This window comes from Streptomyces sp. NPDC007917, assembly GCF_042959105.1.
Taxonomy (GTDB): domain Bacteria; phylum Actinomycetota; class Actinomycetes; order Streptomycetales; family Streptomycetaceae; genus Streptomyces.
The window spans coordinates 13,071-32,485 of the sequence record NZ_JBIBKK010000014.1; the positions used below are offsets into that span (position 1 = coordinate 13,071).

The following is a 19,415-nucleotide window of genomic DNA, read 5'->3' on the forward strand; positions in this document are numbered from 1 at the left end:
CTGGGTCCTGGCGCTGTCGGAGCCGGAGTGAGTGACAAAGGGCGGTGGAGGGCCGCCGCGCTCCCCTTTGTGCGACGACGCCCGCGCGTTCGCCGACGACGGCGGTCAGCACGACGACATCGCCCTGCTGACCATCCGCCGGTCACCACACCACTGTGGCCGCGACTCCCTCCAGGCCGATCACCGCCGCATGGAGGGTCCGCAGCGCGCCGACGCAGCGGAGGTGGTCGGACAGGTTCGCGTCGTCCTTTGTCAGGAGGGCGAGGACACGCGACATGGTGGCCCGGAACGCTGTGCCGGCGGCCAGGTCGCGCACGTCCGCCTTGTTGGCCGAAAAGCTTGAAGAGGGGGTCGGCACGGTTGAGCGCGGTCGCGTACCGGCGCAGTATCTCCTGCCTGGTCGCAAGGGTGGGAGGGGTGTCCCGGGCCCATTCGACCACTTTGTCGCCGGGCTCGATCCACTCCTGGAAGAGAGCGGTCAGGATGTCCTCTTCCGTCTTGAAGTGGTAGTAGAGCGCGGCCTTGGTGACATCGAGGCGTTCGGCGATCTCGCGCAGCGAGGTCTTCTCACACCCCTGCTCGTTGAAGAGCTCCAAGGCCACCTGCTGGATCTTCCCGCGCGTGTCGTCCCTGGTCATGGCCGGTGTGATGCCGTTCCCGAACCGGAGGCCGGCTCAGGACTCGGCCTCGGAGACGTCCGCTGGTGCGAGCGGTTCCCGCGCGGCCGCTGCCGGACTCGACGCGGCGACGGAGGGCCGCCTGGCGGTGCCACTCCGGGCAAACCGGGAGCTGCGCCGACCTCAAGACCTGTGCTCTACGTGCTCTACGTGCCTGATGCCCTCTCGTGCAGGCCGAGCCTCCCGTCCTTCGCCGGGGCCTCACCGCCGTGCGATGACACGAGCGCGACGAACAGCGGCATCTTGTGCAGCGGTGGCGGATCTCCCGGCAGTCCGAGCCGTTGCCAGGCCAGCCGGGCCGATATTTTCAGCACCCGTCGCGCCCGCGCGATGAGCAGGGCGGCGAGCGGCAGCTCAAACAGCACTGCGGAGGCGACACTCCACCAGACATCGTCTTTGCCCAGGTTCAGGGAGATGTCGAACCAGGCGTCGCAGACGAGGAGCGTGGCTGCCACGAACGAGAGCGGGATCAGAGCCTGCCGCCGCAGCCAGACCGCCACTCCCGCAGCGGCCAGTGACGCGAGGAGCATCACATCGAAGCCCACCCACACCATGGGCCAATACCGGGCCTCGAAGTGATCCGGCAAGGACAACGCCAGGTAGACGGTCCAGGGTACGAGCGCGACCACGCACAGGCCGAACTGCCAGAGAGCCCGTCGCCGGCGGCGCTGTCTGTGGTGATCCGGCGCGGATGCGCCGACTGCTGTACCGGTGGGGTCGGTGCGGTCGCGCTGCTCACTCATCTCTGCCTGTTTCTGTCGGCCCGGACAGGGCCCAGCTGCCGCCGGATGGTGAACCGTCCTCTGCTTGCCCCGGCATGGGGACGACACCTCGCCACGACCTTGTGCCGGGAGGGCCACCGACGGTTCTCTCATCGTACGGCGAGGACACTCCAGCACCGGCGCGCGGATGGCCGCCGGTGGTGGGAGAAGGCGGCGGCGAGGCGGGCGGGATCCGGGGGAATCCCCGCGTCTCCACACGGCGTCAGTCGACCGGTGCCTCGGCGGGTGCGCTCTCCGCCCGGGAACGATGCCTGCTGTGGGATGGCTCTCCCTTCGCGCGCATGCGTGAATTCCGCCGTTCACCGGCTCCGAGGAACGTCGCCGCGACGGAGGCGCACGCGACGGCGGTGATGCCCAGCCACTGCGGCCAGGCGAGTCGCTGCCCGAGCAGAAGGAATCCGAACAAGGCGCCGGCCGCCGGTTCCATACTGGTCAGCACGCCGAACACGCGGGGCGGGATCCGGCGCAACGCCTCCAGGTTGGAGTACGGCGGCACGCTGGCGGAGACGGCCACCAATGCCGCCACCGCCAGTACGCGGGGGTCGAGAAGCGCGCTCCCGGCGTGGGCGACGCCGTAGGGGGCGCTCAGCAGTCCGGCCCACAGCACGGCCAGCGCCAGTCCCTGGCCGCCGCTCATCCGTCGTGCCGTGCGGGAGGAGACGAGGATGTAGCCGGCCCAGCAGCACGCGGCCACCGCGGCCAGCGCCAGGCCGACCGGGGCCAGGGGGACGCCACCCCCGCTGAGCAGGAGTGGCGCCCCGGGTTTCCGTCGTAAGGCCCGGTCGCGCACGCCCTGGTGGGGGCGTGCGCGCGATGCCGGTGTCCGGGGTGGCGGTGCTCAGTCGGTCACCCGCAGCAGCAGCTTGCCGGTCGACGTGCGGCCGCCCATCAGCCGATGGGCGTCTGCCGCCTCCGACAGTGCGAACTCCGCGGTGACCGGAAGGGTCACGGTGCCGTCCGTGACCTTGCGGAAGGCGCGCTCGGCCAGTGCGCGCAGAGCCTCGGGCGCCGTCTGCGCGAGAGCCAGGATGGAGAAGCCCCCGACGGAACGGCCATGCGCGTAGAGCTCGGCCTGCCCCACGTGCCACGGCTCCGCTCCGCTCGCGTTGCCGAAGGACACCAGGCGTCCGAAGACGGCCAGGGTGTCGATGCCGCGGCGCAGGCTCTCGCCGCCCACGGGGTCGAGCACCAGGTCGACGCCCCTGCCGTCGGTGGCGCGGCGGACCTCCTCGGGGAAAGTGTCCGCGGTGAACACCTCGTCGTAGCCGTACTTGAGGGCGTGTCCTGCCTTGGTCGCGGAGGAGACCACGCCGTACACCGCACCGGCTCCGGCCGCCCGTGCCAGCTGGCCGGCCGCCGTGCCGATACCTCCCGCCGCGCCGTGCACGAGCACGCTCTCCGCGGAGCGCAGCCGTCCCACCTCGTGGATCAGGGCGTGAGCCGTCGGCAGCACGGTGGGGAGCGTGGCCGCGGTGCGCAGGTCCACGCCCTCGGGAAGGGGGAAGACGGTGGCGGTGTCGGCGACCACCACCTCCGCGTAGGCGCCGCCGCCGACGAGGGCGGCGACCTCCTGCCCCGGGCGGAGGTCCTCGACGCCCTCGCCGACGGCCCGGATTCGCCCGGAGACCTCCAGGCCGGGGCGGAAGGGCAGGGCCTGCACCCGATAGCCCTCGGCGCGTGCCTTGACGTCGGCGAAGTTCACGCCGGCGTAGGCCGCGTCGATGGTCACCTGGCCCGGCCCGGGCTCGGGGATTTCGGCCTCCACGACCGTCAGCACCTCGGGGGCGCCGTACTCCCGGAATTCGACTGCGCGCATGAGCGGAACGCACCCTTCGACGAAGTGTTCAACGGAAACCGAACACTGCGACTGTAAGACGTTCGTCGAACACTCGGCAAGGGGGGCAAGGTGTTTGCCCTAGCCGTCAATTTCATTGAGTGATGGATTTTCGATCGCCGACAACTTATGGAGCCCGCATGATCCGCACGGCCTTCAACGACGGCTGGCAGGCCCGGCCCAGGTCAACCCCTTCGCGGAACTCTCCGGTCAGCTGGCCCCCCTTCCAGCCGGTGACGCTGCCGCACGACGCGATGATCGAGCAGCCGCGGACCGCTCCGGTGGGCGAGGTCACGATGGAGGGCGCGGCGGGCGCCTACTTCCCGGGCGGGGTGTTCGAGTACCGCAAGACCTTCGCCGTTCCGGAGGAGTACCGAGGCAAACGGATCTTCGTCGAGTTCGAGGGCGTGAACCGCGACGCGATGGTGTACATCAACGGCGACTACGCCGGGCAGCGGCCGTACGGCTACTCGCGCTTCCGTATCGACGCGGACCGCTTCCTGCGAGTCGGCGAGGACAACGAGATCCGCGTCGAGGCCCGTGCCCACCGGGACTCGCGCTGGTACACGGGAGCGGGGATCTACCGGGACACCTGGCTGCTGGTCGGCGAAGTGGTCCGCATCGCCCCCGACGGCCTCCGGGTCACCACCCCCGACATCGACGGCTCGCGCGCCGTCGTCGAGGTCGCGACGCTCGTCGCCAACGACTCGATCGCGGTGCGTACGGTCCCCGTCGCCACGGAGACACGGGACGCGTCCGGAACCGTCGTGGCGAGCGATGTGTCAAAGGTGACGGTTCTGCCCGGCGAGCCGGGCACGGTCCGCCGGCGTCTGTACGTCCCGTCCCCGGAACTGTGGTCTCCCCAGGCGCCATCCCTCTACGACTGTCATGTGGCCCTCGGCGGCGTGGACGAGGAAACGGTCACCTTCGGTATCCGTACGCTCCAGCCTGCAATAGCTACGTCGTAACGTGGCCGGGTTCAAGGCCGGATGGCTGAATCCGACCGGAACGCCGTGTGGACGTCAGGCGCGGCGGCCGGCCTGAGCCGGTCCTTCCATTGCGTACGCTTTCGTCGTTCGACCTCGCCGGCCTGGCCGAGGAGCCGCGCTGGTCCGGGGGCGGGCCTTCGGCGGATTAGCGTGAAGTTCCGAAGGGGTGGTGATGATGGCCGGCAGGACGAGACGGGATGAGCAGGTCCACGCGACGCGGGAGGCGCTCCTGGAGGCGGCGGAGCGGCTGTTCGCCGAGCACGGCGTGCACGCGGTCGCCAACCGGCAGATCAGTGAGGCTGCCGGGCAGGGAAACAATGCCGCGGTCAGCTATCACTTCGGCACCAAGGTCGACCTGGTGCGCGCCATCTCCCGCAGGCATGCCGGGGCCATAGAGGTCAATCGCATGCGCATGCTGGACGCCATCGGAGACTCCACCGACCCGCGGGACTGGGTGGCCTGCGCGGTCCGTCCTGTCACCGACCATGTGGCGGCTCTGGGCAGTCCGAGCTGGTACGGCCGGTTCATCGCCCAGGTGACGGCGGACCCCGCCCTGCGTGCGGTCACGACGGAGGAGTTCGCGGCTGCCTCGCCTTCGATGCAGAAGCTGCAGGAGGGCTTGAACCGCTGCCTGGCCGACATGCCGGCCGACGTGCACGCCGAGCGCGTCGCCATGACGCGGCACCTCATCACGCAGATGGTGGCCGAGCGCGAACGTGCCCTCGCGGACGGCGAGCCCACTTCCCGGGCGAGCTGGTGCGAGGCGGCGAACGGTCTGATCGACGCCATCACCGCCCTGTGGCAGGCGCCGGTCACGCACGAGTCCTGACGGACCCGCCCCTTCGGCGCACTCCATGAAGGGTGTGGGGGACAGGTTCGGGCCTGAATTAAATCAATGGATTGACTTAACTCGTGGGTTGGTGTTGCCTGGTCCCAGCGACGTCGAGTCGGAGGAGACCGAGTGGCCCGCAGCGTCGAAGTCCGCGGCTTGTGCCGCCTCGGCGCGGGACGTCTCATGACCTGGCTCCGGCCGGGACACCCCGAGCGCGGTGAACCCGGACCGTGAGCCTTCCGCCGTGACCCACGGGCTGTGGTGCGCCGTGTCATCGCGGCGCACCACAACGGCCTCGACGATCTCTCGCTGCGGCATCCCCACGACCCCCACGAGCGAGGAGACAGCAGTGACCAGCGCGGCAGGCAACGCGACGAACCGAACCCCGGAGGAAACCCCGGAGTACGACATCAGCAGGTCCGCGCGGTGCCCCCTGGACCCGGCGCCCGCGATGCGGGCGCGGCAGGCGGAGGGCGCGCTGACCCGGATCCGGCTGTTCGACGGCACCCTCGCATGGCTGGTGACCGGCTGGGAGGAACACCGAGCGGTCCTGTCCGACCCGAGGGTCAGCGTGGATCCGTCCCGGCCCGGTGCACCGAAGCTGTCCGCCGGGGAGGTCGCGATGGCCGAGGTCCTGAGGAAGCAGGGCACGAAATCGACCGGCATGAGCTTCATCATGATGGACGATCCCGAACACTCCCGGCTGCGGCGCATGGCGACGTCCGGTTTCACCATCAAGCGGGTGGAGGCGCTGCGTCCGCCCACTCAGCGGATCGTGGACGACCTGATCGACAAGATGCTCGACGGCCCGAAACCGGCCGACTTCGTCGAGGCGTTCGCGCTGCCGGTGCCGTCGCTGGTGATCTCCGACCTGCTCGGCGTGCCCTACGACGACCACGAGTTCTTCCAGTCCAACAGCAAGACCATCATCAACCGGAACTCGACCGGGGAGGCACGCACCGCGGCCCGGCAGCGGCTGGCCGAGTACCTGGGCGGGCTGCTGGACGACAAGCTGACCCGTCCCGCCGAAGACCTGCTCTCCGGGCTCGCCGAGCGGTTCAAGGCCGGCGAACTGACCCGGGAAGAAGCCACCGAGATGGGTGTGCTGATGCTGTTCGCGGGACACGAGACCACCGCCAACATGATCACGCTGGGCACGCTCGCCCTGCTGCAACACCCCGATCAGCTGGCTCTGCTGCGGGACGCTGATGACCCGAAGGCGGTCGCGCTGGCGGTCGATGAACTGCTGCGCTACCTCACCATCACCCACGGCGGGTTGCGCCGCGTGGCGCTGGAGGACATCGAGATCGCCGGCCAGGTCATCCGCGCCGGCGAGGGCATCATCCCGGTGAACGAGACCGCGAACCGGGACCCGTCGGTCTTCCCCGACCCGGACCGCCTGGACCTCACCCGCGACGCCCGCCGTCATGTGACGTTCGGGTACGGGGTCCACCAGTGCCTGGGCCAGCCGCTGGCCCGTATGGAGCTGCAGGTCGCCTACCCCACCCTCCTGCGGCGGATTCCCTCCCTGGCCCTGGCCGTGGACCTGGAGGAGATCCCGTTCAAGCACGACGGGTTCATCTTCGGGGCCTACGAGCTCCCGGTGACGTGGTGACGCCGGTGCCCGGGGATGTGGTGATCGTGGGTGCCTCGGCCGCCGGACTGGCCACGGCCGAGGCCCTGCGCAACAAGGGATACGACGGTGCACTGACCCTCATCGGCGACGAGCCGCACCTTCCGTACGACCGGCCCCCGCTGTCCAAGCAGGTCCTGTCCGGCGACTGGCAGCCGGAGAAGGTACGCCTGCGTGACGACGCGGCCATCGCCAGACTGGACGCGGACTTCCGGCTCGGACGGTCGGCGGTCGGGCTGGACACCGTAAGGCGCAAGGTCCTGCTCAACGACGGCGCCGAGGTGGCATACGACGCGCTGGTCATCGCCACCGGCGTCACCCCGCGCCGGCTGCCCGGCGACGACCTGGCAGGCGTGCACGTCCTGCGCACGCTCGACGACGCCCTCAACCTGCGCACCCATCTGCTGGCCCGGCCGAAGGTCGTGGTGGTCGGCGCCGGGTTCCTCGGCGCCGAGGTGGCGGCGGTGGCCCGCACCATGGGGCTGGAGGTCACCCTGGTCGACCCGCTCCCGGTGCCCATGCACCGGCAGTTCGGCGACCGCATCGGCCGACTCGTCGCCCAGATGCACCGCGACCAGGGCGTCGCACTGCGCCTGGGGGTCGGCGTGTCCCGGTTCCTGGACGCCGCCGGCCGGGTGGTCGCCGTCGAACTGGCCGACGGTACGAGGCTCGACGCGGACCTGATCCTGGTCGCCGTGGGGTCCACACCGGCCACGGACTGGCTGACCGACTCCGGTCTCCCCCTGGGCAACGGCGTGGAGTGCGGCGCCCGCTGCCAGGCCGCCCCCGGCATCTACGCCGCTGGGGACGTCGCGTCCTGGCACAACCCCCACTTCGGCGTGCGGATGCGCGTCGAACACCGCCTCAACGCCACCGAGCAGGGCATGGCCGTGGCCGCCGGCATCCTCGGCGAACAACGCCCCTTCGCCCCCATCCCGTACTTCTGGAGCGACCAGTACGACGCCCGCATCCAGGCCCACGGCATCTTCCCCGAACACGCGGAGGTCACGGTCGTGCACGGCAGCCCGGACGATCGCAGGTTCGTCGCCGCCTACAGCCACGAGGGCAAGGTCGTCGGAGTGCTCGGCTGGAACAGCCACCGCGAACTGCGCGCGCTCCGCCAACTCGTCGTCGACCAGGCTCCCCACCCGGTGAGCGCACCGACGTAGGAGGGCAGGAGCCGTGAGAGATCATCCCATGTACCGGCGGGAGTTCTTCATAGGAGGCGAGTGGGCCAAGCCGACGGGCACCTCGGTCCTGAAGGTCGTCTCTCCGTCGACCGAGGAGGCCGTCGGCGAGGTTCCGGTCTCGACCACCGAGGACATGGACCGCGCGGTGGCGGCCGCTCGCGCCGCCTTCGACAACGGCCCGTGGCCCCGGATGACACCGGACGAACGAGCCGACGTCCTGGCCCGTGCCGCCGAACTGTTCCGGCTGCGAAATGCCGAGATCGCCGATGTGCTGGTGGACGAGATGGGCGTCGCCAGCAGCCAGGCGCCCCTCCAGACCGGGACGGTGGCCCCGGTGTTCGACTACTACGCCGAGCTGATCCGGAGTTTCGAGTTCGACCGCGTCGTGCGCTCCGGAGACCGCGTCGGTCTGGTGGTGTCGGACCCGGTCGGCGTGGTCGGTGCGATCGTGCCGTGGAACGCCCCGGTGACGCTGGCCGCGTGGAAGGTGGCACCGGCGCTGGCGGCCGGGTGCACCGTGGTGCTCAAACCGCCGCCCGAGGCGCCGCTGAGCAACTACATCCTCGCCGAGGTGCTGCACGAAGCGGGCGTGCCGGCCGGAGTGGTCAACGTCGTACCCGGCGACCGCGAGGTGGGCGAGCACGTGGTCACCCACCCCGGGACGGACAAGATCGCCTTCACCGGCTCGACCGCGGCCGGAATGCGGATCATGAGTCTGTGCGGCGACCGGGTCAAGCGGGTCTCCCTCGAACTCGGCGGGAAGTCCGCGGCGCTCGTGCTCGACGACGCGGACGTACCGGCCGTGACCGCCAGCCTGTTCCGCGCCGGCATGCACAACTCGGGGCAGGTCTGCGCCGCCGTCACCCGCGTCCTGGTGCCCCGGTCGCGGTACGCGCAGGCCCTGGAGTCGGTGGCGGATGGCGTCGAGCATCCCCGTCGGAGACCTGCACGACCCTTCGACCGTGGTCGGCCCGCTCGTCGCCGAGCGGCAGCGCGACCGCTTGGAGGGCTACATCGGCCTCGCGGCCGAGGAGGGCTTCCGGATCGTGGCCGGCGGTGGCCGCCCGGGCCACCTGCTCAAGGGGTGGTACGTCGAGCCCACCGTCCTCGGCGACGTCGACAACTCCATGCGGTGGCGCAGGAAGAGATCTTCGGACCGGTCGTATGCGTGATCCCGCACGACGGTGACGACGACGCGGTCCGGATCGCCAACGACACCCGGTACGGCTTGTCGGGCAGCGTGTGGACCGGCGACCCCGCCCGGGGCCTCGCCCTTGCCCGACGGCTGCGCACCGGCGGCACCGTGGTCAACGGCGCCATACCGCCTCAGCCGCTGGTGCCCTTCGGCGGGTTCAAGGAGTCGGGCATCGGCCGCGAACTCGGCATCGAGGGCCTGCACCAGTACCTCGAACCCCACACCATCGGCATCCCGCCGGAGCTCGTTCCGCCCACGAAGGGAGCCGCGTGATGAAGGTCGCCGTCGCATACCGGCCGGGCGAACCGCTGGTGCTGGAAGAGCTGCCGACCCCCGCCATCGGGCCCCGGGACGTCCTGGTGAGGATCGCGGCCAGCGGTATCTGCCACACCGACCTGACCTCGATCAACCGGGCCGAACGGACCGATCCCCTGGTCCCCGGACACGAGGCCTGCGGCACGGTCGAGGCCGTCGGGCCCGACGTGCGCCGGGTCGGCGTCGGTGACAGAGTGCTCGCCTCCGTCTCGCCCGCCTGCGGTGCGTGCTGGTGGTGCGTCAACGCCATGTCCAACCACTGCGAGCGCGGGGCCTCCAGAATGGTGCCCCGGTTCGATCGACTACCTCGGCGCGACACTCATCGCCTCGGGCGTCAGCGTCCTGCTCACCTGGATCTCGTTCGTGGACAGCTCGTTCGCCTGGGCGTCCTGGCAGACCGCCGCGATGGTCGGGGCGGCACTGGTGCTGCTGTCCATCGCCCTGTGGGTGGAGAGACGCGCCGCCGAACCCATCGTGCCGCTCCAGACCATCAAGCAGCGCACCACGGTGCTGGCGATCCTCGGCAGCCTCGCCGCCGGCACGGCCATGTTCGCGGCCTCGGTCTACCTCAGCCAGTACTTCCAGGTCAGCCGTGGCCACACGGCCACCGAAGCGGGGCTGCTGACCATTCCGATGATGGGCGGCGTGCTGGTCTCGTCCATCGTCGCGGGTCGGCTGATCAGCAGGAGCGGGAGGCTCAAGCCCTTCGTCGTCGTCGGCTCCGTGCTGCTCACCGCCGGGTTCGCCGGACTCGGCACCATTGACCACGGGACGTCTTTGGTCTTCATGAGCGTCGCGATGCTGCGCATCGGTACCGGCGCCGGCATGACCATGCAGAACTTCATCCTCGTCGTGCAGAACTCCGCGCCGATGAAGGACATCGGCACGGCCAGCACCACGGTGACCTTCTTCCGCTCCCTCGGCGGAACGTTCGGCGTCACCGTTCTCGGCGCCGTCCTGGCCCGACAGGTCGCCGGCCGGATGGCGCAGGACCACGTGAACACCCGTGTCGCTTACGGGGACGCGACAGGAACCATCTTCCTCATCGCCGCCGGCGTGGCCGCGCTCGGCATCCTCGCGGCGGTCCTGCTGAAGCCGGTCACACTCCGGACCAGTCTCGACTCGTCCGAACCGGCTCCAGCAGCCGCCACACCCGCTGCCTCCGCGGACGCACCCGCCGCCGAGGCGGTCGTCGCCGACGACGCGGAGGCCGATCTGAAGCAGTAGGCCTCAGGCGGCCTTGCCCAGCAGTTGCCAGATCTGGTTCCTCTTGTTACCGAGGGCGCTCGCCGGATCGCAGACCCACTGGTGGATCAGCGCCTTTGGCTGGGTGGAGACGTTCGAGACGTCGACGCACTTGCCGCTGTGCACGGCGACGAGCTGATAGTCGTGGCCGTTGCCCAGTGCGGTGACGGGGCTCAGCGTGAACATCTGGCTGGGCTGTCCGTTGCAGGTGTACTGGCCGACGGCGGCGCCGTCGGCCATGGAGGCGCCCGCGATGCCCAGGCACTTGCCGCTGAGCTCGTTGACGACGGTGTAGGTGCCGGCCCGGCCGACGACCGGCTTCAGGTCGAGCATCTGCTGATAGCCGCCTTCGCAGGAGTACTGCTGGTACTGCGTGCCCTCGGCCGTGCTGAGGTCGGTGTCGTCCAGGCACTGGCCGCTGTTCTGGCTCACGGCGACCGTGGAGACGGTGGTGTCGGACGGCGGCAGCAGGGTGACCGTGTAGCCGTCCCGAGCGTTCGACCAGGGGATGCTCAGTGAGGCGGCGTTCCCGCTGACCGTGAGGGTGCTGTCGGAGACGGTCTCCGGGCCCGCCACCGCCGCTCCGTTGTTGTACGGAACGCGCTGGACGACGGCGCGGACGCGGCCGTTCTCCACCACCGACGTCGTGTTCAGCCCGGTCAGGTTCACGGTGACGGTGCCGGTGTTTCCATTGCTGCCCAGCAGCAGTTTTGTGTTCCTGGCGGCGTTGTCCTTGGTGGCCAGTCCGTCGGTACCGGTGCCCGGGGTCAGTTTGACGATGTTGCCGGTCTGGGAGCCGTAGTAGCGGTACAAGAACCACTCGCCGAGCGGCACGTACTGGCCGGCGCTGTTCTTGGTGAGCAGATTGGCCGCGTAGTCGTGCAGATTGCGGCCCGAGGCCCAGTTGGCCCGCAGCCCGTCGGCGCCGGCCCGCTCCAGGCGGCCGACGAACCAGGCGCCACCGCCGGGGGTCTGCTGGGACAGCGGGCCGTACTCGTTGATCTGGTACGGGCGGGTGCGGGTGAGGCCCGCCGCGGCGAGAGTCGAGTCGGCGCGCCCCACGTCGGCCACCGGGTCACCGGGCAGGTCGTGCCAGCTCCAGATGTCCGGGGCCACGTTGTTGGCCTTGGCGTGGCTCAGGAACGTCGTCCACCAGGTGTTGGAGGAGTTCGGCTGCCTGGCGGTGCTGGGTCCGACGATGAGCTGGTTGGGGAAGGCGGCCCGTACGCGGGCATGGAAACGCGACCACATCTGGAGGTACTGGTTCTGCGAGGCCCCCCAGAAGATGCTGAGGTCGGGCTCGTTCCACAGGTCCCACTGGACGGTCATGTTGTTCGCGCGGACGTCGCCGATGAGCTGGGTGACGAAGTTGTCGAACTTCGTCCAGTCACCGTTGTCGCCGGGCCAGCCCTGGCTGGTGGTGCCGTCGGCGCCCCACAGGTCGTGGGGGAGCAGGACGAACGTGCCGCCGAGGGCGACGGTGCGCTTGTACTGGGCGAGGGTGGCGTTCCAGCGGGTCTGGTAGGCGGCGAGGCTGGTGGCGTAGCCGCCGTTGTTGAGCTGGGCGCCGCCGGCTCGCATGGCGTGCCACTTGATGTCCTTGAAGAAGTGGTCCTGGGGGAGCGAGCCGTCCGGGGTCATGCCGTAGATCATTCCCGAGGCACGGTATGCGGGGGCGCCTCCGGCGGTGGCGAAGTCCACGGTGACGGCGGTGTCGGCGGCGTGCGCGGTGGTGACCGGCAGCAGGCTCGCCGCCACGGTCGCCAGCAGGATGGCGACGGCGGACGCGCCGCGTCGGCGGGCGCGCCCTGAGCGGCGGCTGGGAGTGGTTCTGTGGCGGAGGCGCGCTGGTAACAGAGGCATGGGCGGCTCTCCCAAGAGTCGGGGTCTGCGGGTGATTCGAACCGGTTCGACGCCGAGCTGGCCCGGAAGCTAGCACCGGTGGAGACGGGTCGGCAATACTTCTGGCAGAGTTCGACCGGCACTTAGGGAAGTCGGACGCGAGGCATTGACACGCACATGCGTGGTCTCTAACTTTCCTTCACGCGAACCGGTTCGACGACGAAATCCGTACGACCTCGCCACCTCTCAGTCGGTGCGGCCTGCCGGTGCCGTCAGGGTGGCGGATGGTGGGCGTGCTGCGCGCCTGCTCGGGCCCGTGCCGCGAGGGCCTTCGGCAACCCCAGTCTCGAATTTTTTTGAGCGCTAGATTTTCAAGGTCCAAACATCACGGCTGCCCGGGGTCGGGCCGGGATCGGAGTGGTGGCTCGCCTGGGCATGTCCCGCCGCTGCCTTCTGCCGCGGCCGCGGGCGGCGGCGAGTCGGCAACCCATGGAGCCCACATGATCCGCACGTCCTTCATGCCGTGAAGTACGGTCTGACGAGTGACGAGCCAGCGGAAACCACGAGGCCCCTACCGCAAGAGCGCCGTGCGCCGGGAGCAGATCCTCCAGGCCGCCTACGAGGCCATCGACGAGCACGGAGAAAAGGCCGATGCCGTACGGCGACAGGAGCCGCCGCTTCGGCAGGCCACTCCGTAGAAGGCGGTGCCCTTCATCGGCGAGCGCAGCTGGTCCTTCGCCGGTGCGAACGGCACCCTCACCGTTTCGCCCGGCGTCCGCAGCGACCTGGTCGGCCGCCGGCGCGGCCCGAGGTCAGGACCGTAGGAGGGCGAGGATCGCCGGGTCGTCGGTCAGCCCGGAGCCGTTCACCCCGGCGAGAGCCGGGGAGGCATAGAGGTCCTCCGCGCTGTGTCCGCCAAGGTAGTTCTGGGCCATCATCGGTCCGTGGGCGGCCATGAGAATCGCGTCGGTGTCGTCGTTCTCGGCCCAGCTGCCCGTGAGGTAGTTCTCCTGGCGCAGGTCGTAGACGCCGGAGTACAACACCCCGGCGAGTGGGGACGGGGCGCCCGCGTCGCGCAGGCGCAGCAGGAGGGCGGCGGCCAGGCCGGCTCCCGCGGAGTCTCCTGCCACCACGACACGGGCGTCGGAAAGGCAGCGCGAACGGCGGCGTAGGGCCTGGCGCAGTCGTCCAGACCTGCGGGGAAGGGGTGCTCCGGAGCGAGCCGGTATTCGGGTGCCACCGCTCGGGCGCGCGTCCGCAAGGACAGGAGTCCCGCTGCGGAGCGTGCCTGCACCGCACTGCCGATGCGGAAGCCGCCGCCGTGGATGTGGAACAGGATCACAGCCGGACGGTCCGGTCAGCCACCCCGGCCGATCGAGCAGCGCTGGTTGTGCCCGACGACGCCGGCCAGGCCGGCGCCCGGTTCGCACAGCACAGCGGCCGGGGCCGCCGACCGTGACGGACCCGGGCGCTGTGCCTTCGCGGCGCCGACGGCTTGAGTGGACGCGCGCCTGCCGGGCGGGGCGTGGAACGCGATTCCGCCGCTACCCCAGCTTTGCGCGCGGCACATCGCCGCCGGTGGTGATCACCTCATCGCACGTCCTGTGCGTACGGCGCGACGGTGATCCGGTCGATCAGCGGTGCGTAGCGGGAACGGAGCAGTGCCCCGGGGAAGGTGTCCGAGGCGTAGGTGGTGCCGTCGAAGTTCGGCAGTTCCTCGGAGCGGAAGGTGATGGTGTTCTGTCCCTTCTCGAGCTGGACCGGGACGGTCAGCTCCCAGAAGTTGTTCTGGTGGAAGCTGTGCGGGAAGGTCACGCGCCGCGCCTTGCCGCCGTTCACGGCGATGTCGGCGTGGCGGACGAGTGGGTCCGGGTTGTAGTGGGTGGCTTCGGACTGCTCGGGGTTGGAGTAGCGGATGCGCAGCGCGTGCAGCCCGGCCCGGTCGGCGTCGACGGTGAAGGTCGCGGTGTTGCCGTTGCCGGGGTCGCCGCCGATGCCGGTGATCGCCGTGCCGCCGGTGGCCAGGGAGAGCGGGGTGAGCGTGGCCGAGCCCGCGAGTTTGGCGTCCTGGGCCTCGTATGTGCGCGCCGTGAGCTTGCCTTCGGTGGGCGTGACCGTGAGGCGGTCGACGAGGGTGGCGGACGAGCCTCCGGTCACTGTCACCTTGTTGATGCCGCCGGAGAGGGAGACCGCGACGCTGTGCTTGCCACGGGACAGGCGCAGGACATCGTGTCCGTTGACGGAGAGCCGGGCGTTCGCGCCGCCGAGGGTGTCGACCTTGAGGGTGGCCTCGCGGTCGGCGGGGGAGTACACCCAGAAGGTGGCGGTCCCGTTCTTCGGGAGCTGGATCGCGCCCGAGCCGGTGGCGGGGGTTCCGGCCTGCTCGGGCAGGTCGTAGACGGGCCGTGCGCCGCCGGCCGGCCAGGCCAGTTCGCCTTCGTACACCTGGGTGGCGGCGGAGGGCCCGGGGAGGGAGAGGGTGAGGCGGTCGACGATGGCGTCGCCCTTGGTGGCGCGCTCGCCGTCGAGGCTCTTCGCGGCGAGCGTCAGGGTGTGCTTGCCCTGGGTGAGGCGGACCTTGGTGTCCGTGTGGTCCCACACCACCCACTTGTAGCCGAGCGGCAGGTACAGCTCCCGCTCGCCGTCCGCCTTGCCGTCCACGCGCAGGAAGACGTTGGTGGGGCCCTGCTCCTTCACCTTGTCGAAGGTGTTGAGGGAGTTGGCGAAGACGCTCAGGTCGTAGGTGCCGTCCTCGGGCACGTCCACGGTGAAGTCGAGCGTGACGTCCGAGCCGGTGCGCAGGCCGCCCACGTCGTAGCCGCCGGAGGTGTAGAACTTCGACACCTCGCGCGGCGAGCCCTCCGGGCCGTTCTTCGAGTAGCCGGACCCGGTGTGGGCGGCGTCCTCCGCTTCGTACGAGGCATGCCAGCGCACGGGCGCGGACTGGGTGTCCTTCGCCTTCCCGGCCGGGCTGAGGACGATCTCGTACGCCGAGGACTCGTCCAGCTTCGGCAGCCCGCCGTCGCCGAAGTCGACGACGACCTTGCCGTCGTCACCGACCTTCAGGTTCGTCTCCGTGAGCAGCTTGGGGCCGGACGAGTCGCCCACCTGCCCGCTCCACTCGATCTCCCGCACCCAGGCGTGCACACGCTCCCCGAAGAGCTTCTTTGGGACATCGGCGAAGGTGATGTGGCCCTTGCCGGCGGACCCGCCGAAGAGCAGCCGGGCCTGCCGCTTCTTCTCGTCCAGGGTGGCGACGCCCTGCATGGTGTAACTCTCGCCGGGGAACGGCGGGGTCACCTTCACCGTGTGCCCGCTCATCGAGGCGTAGGAGTGCAGCAGCCACCACTGTCCGTTGGCGCGGTTCGACTGCACCGCGGAGTCGGAGAGGTTGCCGTCGATGTTCCAGTACGCGATGTCGGCGTCCACCTTGGACTCCTCGATCGCGGACACCCACTGGATCATCTGACCGGGGACGGAGGTGTGGTAGTTCCACGCGTACTCGTTGATGTTGATCGGGAGCTGGGCGCCCTCCTTGTCGGTGCTCTTGAACAGTTCCTTCTCCCACCCCCGGTACGTGGCGACGCTCTCGCGGACCGCCTCCGGGTGGCTCATCTCATGCCAGGTGATGACGTCCGGGAGGGTGCCGGCGGCAAGGGTGTGGGCGAGGAAGCCCTTCACCTGGTCGTACAGGGTGCTCGTGTTGGGACCGGCGATGCGGGCGCTGGGCATCTTGCCCTTGATGAGCTTGTAGACGTCGTCCCAGGCGGCGAAGTAGTCGTCCGGGTCGCTCAGCCAACTGACCTTGTTGTAGCTCCACTGCCCGGTGCCGAACATGTTGCCCTCGACCTCGTTGAACGGCACGAAGACGATGTTGTCCTGGTACTGCTTCGGCAGGCGCAGGACCTGGTCGACCTGGACCGCGATCTTCTCCTTGTAGAGCCCCAGCTTCTCCTCGGGGGTGTCGCCCGGCCACTCGTACGGGAATCCGCGAAGGATGTCGGTCATGTAGATGTACACGTCGCCGTCGGTGGAGTCGGCCAGCGGCCCCACCACCTCCAGAGCGTCGGCACCGGGGTGCTGCGGGCCGTCCTGCGCCTTCGTGGAGACCGTGCGCAGGCCCATGCCCTCGATGAGGTTGTTGGTGGGGACGCCCGGTCCGTACACGCCGTAGAGGGTGCCGGAGGCGCCGCCGTGGAACGCTCCGGTGTCCGAGCCGAGGTCGACGGTGAGCTGCGCGCGGACCACGGTGACGGTCGCCTCCACCGCACGCCCGGCGGCCGTTCCCGCCACGCTGAAGGTGCCCGGCTGGGCGTACCTGTCGGGCGCCACCGCGTCCCAGGTGATCGGCGTGTCCCGGTCGTATCCGTCGGAGAAGGAGGAGCGGACGGCGGCGGGGAGGGACGGGGCGGTCTCGGTTGCCGTACGGACCTCGAACGACGTCTTCGAGAGCTGCTGGAGGGTGGGCACCTCCCCGGCCAGGCGGGCCACCTGCTCGGGGGTGAGCGCCGAGTGCCATACGGCGAAGTCGTCGATCACGCCCTTGAGCAGCGGATCCAGGTGGAAGGACTTGCCGATGCAGCCGGCGGCCGTGGCCGAACCGTCCAACAGATCTCGGGCCTTGATGCCGCTCGGGGCGGAGGAGATCACCACGCCGTCGAGGTAGGTGGTGAGCCGGCCGGCGGCGGTGTCGAGGGTGACGGTGACGGTCCGCCACTCGTCCGCGGGAAGCGGTGCGTAGCCGCGGATCTGCGTCTCCGCGCCCCCTCCGGCGGTGGTCACGGAGGTCTGCAGCAGCCCGCTGCTGTTGGCCGGGGTGGCGAAGAGGTATTTGGCGGTGTTGGTGCCCAGGTCGAAGATCCGCTGCCACGGCGACGTGTCGACGCTCCACTTCACCCGGGCGGAGACCGTCAAGCTGTCGGCGTCGCCGATCACTTCGCGGGGCAGGCGTACGTACGCGCCGGTGGAGGTGGGCGACCCGCCGGGGAGAGCGAGCGCCTTGCCCCCGTCCGTGCCGGCGACGTATTGGGCGGTGGAGCCGTTGACCAGGCTCGCCGTCAGGCCGTTGCCGGAGCTGTCGGTGATCTTGCCGGAGGAGAGTTCGTCCTGGTCGAAGGTGTAGCGGGCGGTGGGCTGGGGTGTGTCGGCCGCCTGTGCGGGGATGGCTGGTGCGGCCAGCAGGTCCGCGCCGAGGGCCGGCGCCATGGCGGCCGGTGCCCGGCGCCGGGCGGATCTGTCAGCGGATGGCATGGGATTGCGTCCTCATCCTTGAGTTGGCGGTTCCGGTCGGCCGACCTCGGTCGGCTACTCGTCCATTGGCGCGGCCCGGCGGGAGAGTTCGTGGGTGGTGTTGGTGGCAGGCGAATCGATTCGATTTCCTGCGCCACGGGAACTTCTCCGGCCGGCCGTGGCGGCAGCTCCTCTCCTCGGGGGTGTACGGAGCGCGCCCAGGGTTGCCGGAAGGATCGCTTCGTCGAACCGGTTCGCGAAGCTAGCACCGGGAAACCCGACCAGCAATCCCCGCGACGCAAGTGCGCTACCCAGACCTTGGATGGATCGAGAAAGTGATGTTCAGGGTGTTGACAGGCGTTCGAGTGGTTCCTACCGTCACTTCACGCGAACCGGTTCGACGACCGGGCGCCCCTCTCCTCCCGTACCGCATCCCCACAACCGGCGGCCGCTCCTCCTGTGAAGCGGCGAACCGGTTCGAGCAAGGAGTTGCCGTGAACATCGGTGAGATCGCGCGGCGGGCCGGTGTCTCGCGGAGTACCGTGTCCTACGCGCTGAGCGGCAAGCGCCCGGTGTCGGAGGACACGCGCCGGAAGATCCAGCAGGTCGTCGACGAGCTGGGCTACCGGCCCAGCGCCAGTGCCCGCGCCCTGGCCAACGGGCGGACCAGCACCCTCGGCCTGGTTTTCCCGCCGGCCGGGAACCACTACACGGGGATGCAGCTGGACTTCATCGGGAGCGTGGTGGAGGCCGCCGCGGCCTACGACTACGACGTGCTGCTGTCGCCGAGCGGTGTGGACAGTGACCGGTCGTTCCAGCGGCTGCTGGGGGAGCGGCGGGTCGACGGGGCGATCCTGATGGAGATCAGACTGGAGGACGACCGGGTGGACCATCTGGCCGCCCTGGACTTCCCCTCCGTCACCATCGGACGCACCGCCCGCCCTGAGGGCGTTTGGTGGGTCGGCCTGGACCACACCGCGCTGGTGGAGGCGTGCGTCCACCACCTGGCGGATCTCGGCCACCGCCGGGTCGCCTTCGTCAACCGTCCCGAGCAGCTGCTGCGGGCCGGATACGAGTCCGCGCACCGCGGCCTGGACGGTTTCACCAAGGCGGCGGCCGAGCGCGGACTGACGGTCCGGACGTACTGCTGCGGAGACGACGCCGCCTCGGGCCAGAGCTGCGTACAGCGCATCCTGCACGACGATCCCGCCACCACGGCCCTGGTCACGCTGAACGAGGCGGCGCTGGGCGGCCTTTACCGGGGGCTCGCCCAGGCCGGCCGCCACGTACCGCGCGACTTCTCCGTCACCGGGGTGGTGGCCGGCCGCTGGGCGGAGACGGTGACCCCGCAGCTCACCGCGGCGGACGTACCGGCCGCCGAGATGGGGCGGCTCGCCGTCGAGCTGCTGGTGGAGCGACTCGAGCATCCCCACGCGCCGCCCCGGCACCATCTCCTCACGCCGCCCATCTCCCTGCGGGCCAGCACCGGGCCCTCGGGAGCCACGCCCGCGGCGGACACCTGGCCCGATACGACCCCCTGATCGCACCCCACGCTCACCTCCTCACGCCCACCGGACGCTCGAACCGCTCAACGGCGCCGTTCGTCGTGCCCGCGCCCTCCTCACCATCCAGCCCTCGGCACCCGCATGCCA

General features: G+C 70.1%; 15 protein-coding genes and 3 pseudogenes. 9 read left to right on the plus strand and 9 right to left on the minus strand.

Annotated elements, in window-relative coordinates:
• Positions 1–142 precede the first annotated feature (142 nt).
• From ACFZDL_RS26680 to ACFZDL_RS26700, 5 genes and pseudogenes are all read right to left on the minus strand, one after another.
• Entirely contained in the window at positions 143–316 is a 174-nt protein-coding gene (locus ACFZDL_RS26680; RefSeq protein WP_353593874.1) for a hypothetical protein, read from the minus strand.
• A gap of 166 nt (positions 317–482) precedes the next feature.
• A pseudogene (locus ACFZDL_RS26685) lies at positions 483–638 on the minus strand (TetR/AcrR family transcriptional regulator); the annotation flags it as partial.
• A 185-nt stretch (positions 639–823) separates the two neighbouring features.
• On the minus strand, positions 824–1,420 hold the full coding sequence (locus ACFZDL_RS26690) for a hypothetical protein (RefSeq protein ID WP_353593750.1): 597 nt from the start codon (positions 1,418–1,420) through the stop codon (positions 824–826).
• Between the two features lie 241 nt (positions 1,421–1,661).
• Positions 1,662–2,249, minus strand: coding sequence for an EamA family transporter (locus tag ACFZDL_RS26695; RefSeq protein WP_353593751.1), 588 nt, complete (start codon positions 2,247–2,249; stop codon positions 1,662–1,664).
• Positions 2,250–2,297: 48 nt separating this feature from the next.
• Complete coding sequence (locus ACFZDL_RS26700) at positions 2,298–3,275, minus strand: zinc-binding dehydrogenase (RefSeq protein WP_353593752.1); 978 nt, start codon at positions 3,273–3,275, stop codon at positions 2,298–2,300.
• Positions 3,276–3,433: 158 nt separating this feature from the next.
• On the opposite strand from ACFZDL_RS26700, the gene ACFZDL_RS26705 reads away from it, so the two are divergent.
• The 7 genes and pseudogenes from ACFZDL_RS26705 (at position 3,434) to ACFZDL_RS26735 (ending at position 10,674) form a co-directional block, all read left to right on the plus strand.
• Positions 3,434–4,261 carry a sugar-binding domain-containing protein gene (locus ACFZDL_RS26705; RefSeq protein WP_353593753.1) on the plus strand — a complete coding sequence of 276 codons (828 nt, stop codon included), beginning with the start codon at positions 3,434–3,436 and terminating at the stop codon, positions 4,259–4,261.
• A gap of 196 nt (positions 4,262–4,457) precedes the next feature.
• Positions 4,458–5,111 (plus strand): TetR family transcriptional regulator, encoded by a 654-nt coding sequence (locus ACFZDL_RS26710; protein ID WP_353593754.1) that lies wholly within the window; start codon positions 4,458–4,460, stop codon positions 5,109–5,111.
• A 352-nt stretch (positions 5,112–5,463) separates the two neighbouring features.
• The gene (locus ACFZDL_RS26715) at positions 5,464–6,729 is read left to right on the plus strand and encodes a cytochrome P450 (protein ID WP_353593755.1); all 1,266 of its coding nucleotides are present in this window, start codon (positions 5,464–5,466) and stop codon (positions 6,727–6,729) included.
• Positions 6,730–6,734: 5 nt separating this feature from the next.
• Positions 6,735–7,916, plus strand: coding sequence for an FAD-dependent oxidoreductase (locus ACFZDL_RS26720; protein WP_353593756.1), 1,182 nt, complete (start codon positions 6,735–6,737; stop codon positions 7,914–7,916).
• Between the two features lie 13 nt (positions 7,917–7,929).
• The gene (locus ACFZDL_RS26725; protein WP_353593757.1) at positions 7,930–9,405 is read left to right on the plus strand and encodes an aldehyde dehydrogenase family protein; all 1,476 of its coding nucleotides are present in this window, start codon (positions 7,930–7,932) and stop codon (positions 9,403–9,405) included.
• A pseudogene (locus ACFZDL_RS26730) lies at positions 9,405–9,704 on the plus strand (alcohol dehydrogenase catalytic domain-containing protein); the annotation flags it as partial. The gene ACFZDL_RS26725 and the pseudogene ACFZDL_RS26730, both read left to right, overlap by 1 nt.
• A complete protein-coding gene (locus ACFZDL_RS26735) occupies positions 9,670–10,674 on the plus strand; it encodes an MFS transporter (RefSeq protein WP_353593758.1) in 1,005 nt (334 codons plus the stop codon). The pseudogene ACFZDL_RS26730 and the gene ACFZDL_RS26735, both read left to right, overlap by 35 nt.
• A 3-nt stretch (positions 10,675–10,677) precedes the next feature.
• Here the strand turns inward: ACFZDL_RS26735 and ACFZDL_RS26740 are convergent, their stop codons facing one another.
• Complete coding sequence (locus tag ACFZDL_RS26740) at positions 10,678–12,555, minus strand: RICIN domain-containing protein (RefSeq protein WP_353593759.1); 1,878 nt, start codon at positions 12,553–12,555, stop codon at positions 10,678–10,680.
• A 521-nt stretch (positions 12,556–13,076) separates the two neighbouring features.
• Here ACFZDL_RS26740 and ACFZDL_RS26745 point away from each other — a divergent pair.
• A complete protein-coding gene (locus tag ACFZDL_RS26745; RefSeq protein WP_353593760.1) occupies positions 13,077–13,232 on the plus strand; it encodes a hypothetical protein in 156 nt (51 codons plus the stop codon).
• Positions 13,233–13,346: 114 nt separating this feature from the next.
• On the opposite strand, the gene ACFZDL_RS26750 is transcribed toward ACFZDL_RS26745, so the two are convergent.
• The 3 genes and pseudogenes from ACFZDL_RS26750 to ACFZDL_RS26760 form a co-directional block, all read right to left on the minus strand.
• Positions 13,347–13,664, minus strand: a complete 318-nt coding sequence (locus ACFZDL_RS26750) for an alpha/beta hydrolase fold domain-containing protein (protein WP_353593761.1) — start codon at positions 13,662–13,664, stop codon at positions 13,347–13,349.
• Positions 13,665–13,750: 86 nt separating this feature from the next.
• A pseudogene (locus ACFZDL_RS26755) lies at positions 13,751–13,876 on the minus strand (alpha/beta hydrolase fold domain-containing protein); the annotation flags it as partial.
• A gap of 248 nt (positions 13,877–14,124) precedes the next feature.
• A complete protein-coding gene (locus ACFZDL_RS26760) occupies positions 14,125–17,784 on the minus strand; it encodes a LamG-like jellyroll fold domain-containing protein (RefSeq protein WP_353593762.1) in 3,660 nt (1,219 codons plus the stop codon).
• Positions 17,785–18,257: 473 nt separating this feature from the next.
• Here ACFZDL_RS26760 and ACFZDL_RS26765 point away from each other — a divergent pair, with 473 nt between their 5' ends.
• Positions 18,258–19,304 carry a LacI family DNA-binding transcriptional regulator gene (locus tag ACFZDL_RS26765; RefSeq protein ID WP_353593763.1) on the plus strand — a complete coding sequence of 349 codons (1,047 nt, stop codon included), beginning with the start codon at positions 18,258–18,260 and terminating at the stop codon, positions 19,302–19,304.
• The last annotated feature ends 111 nt before the right edge of the window (positions 19,305–19,415 follow it).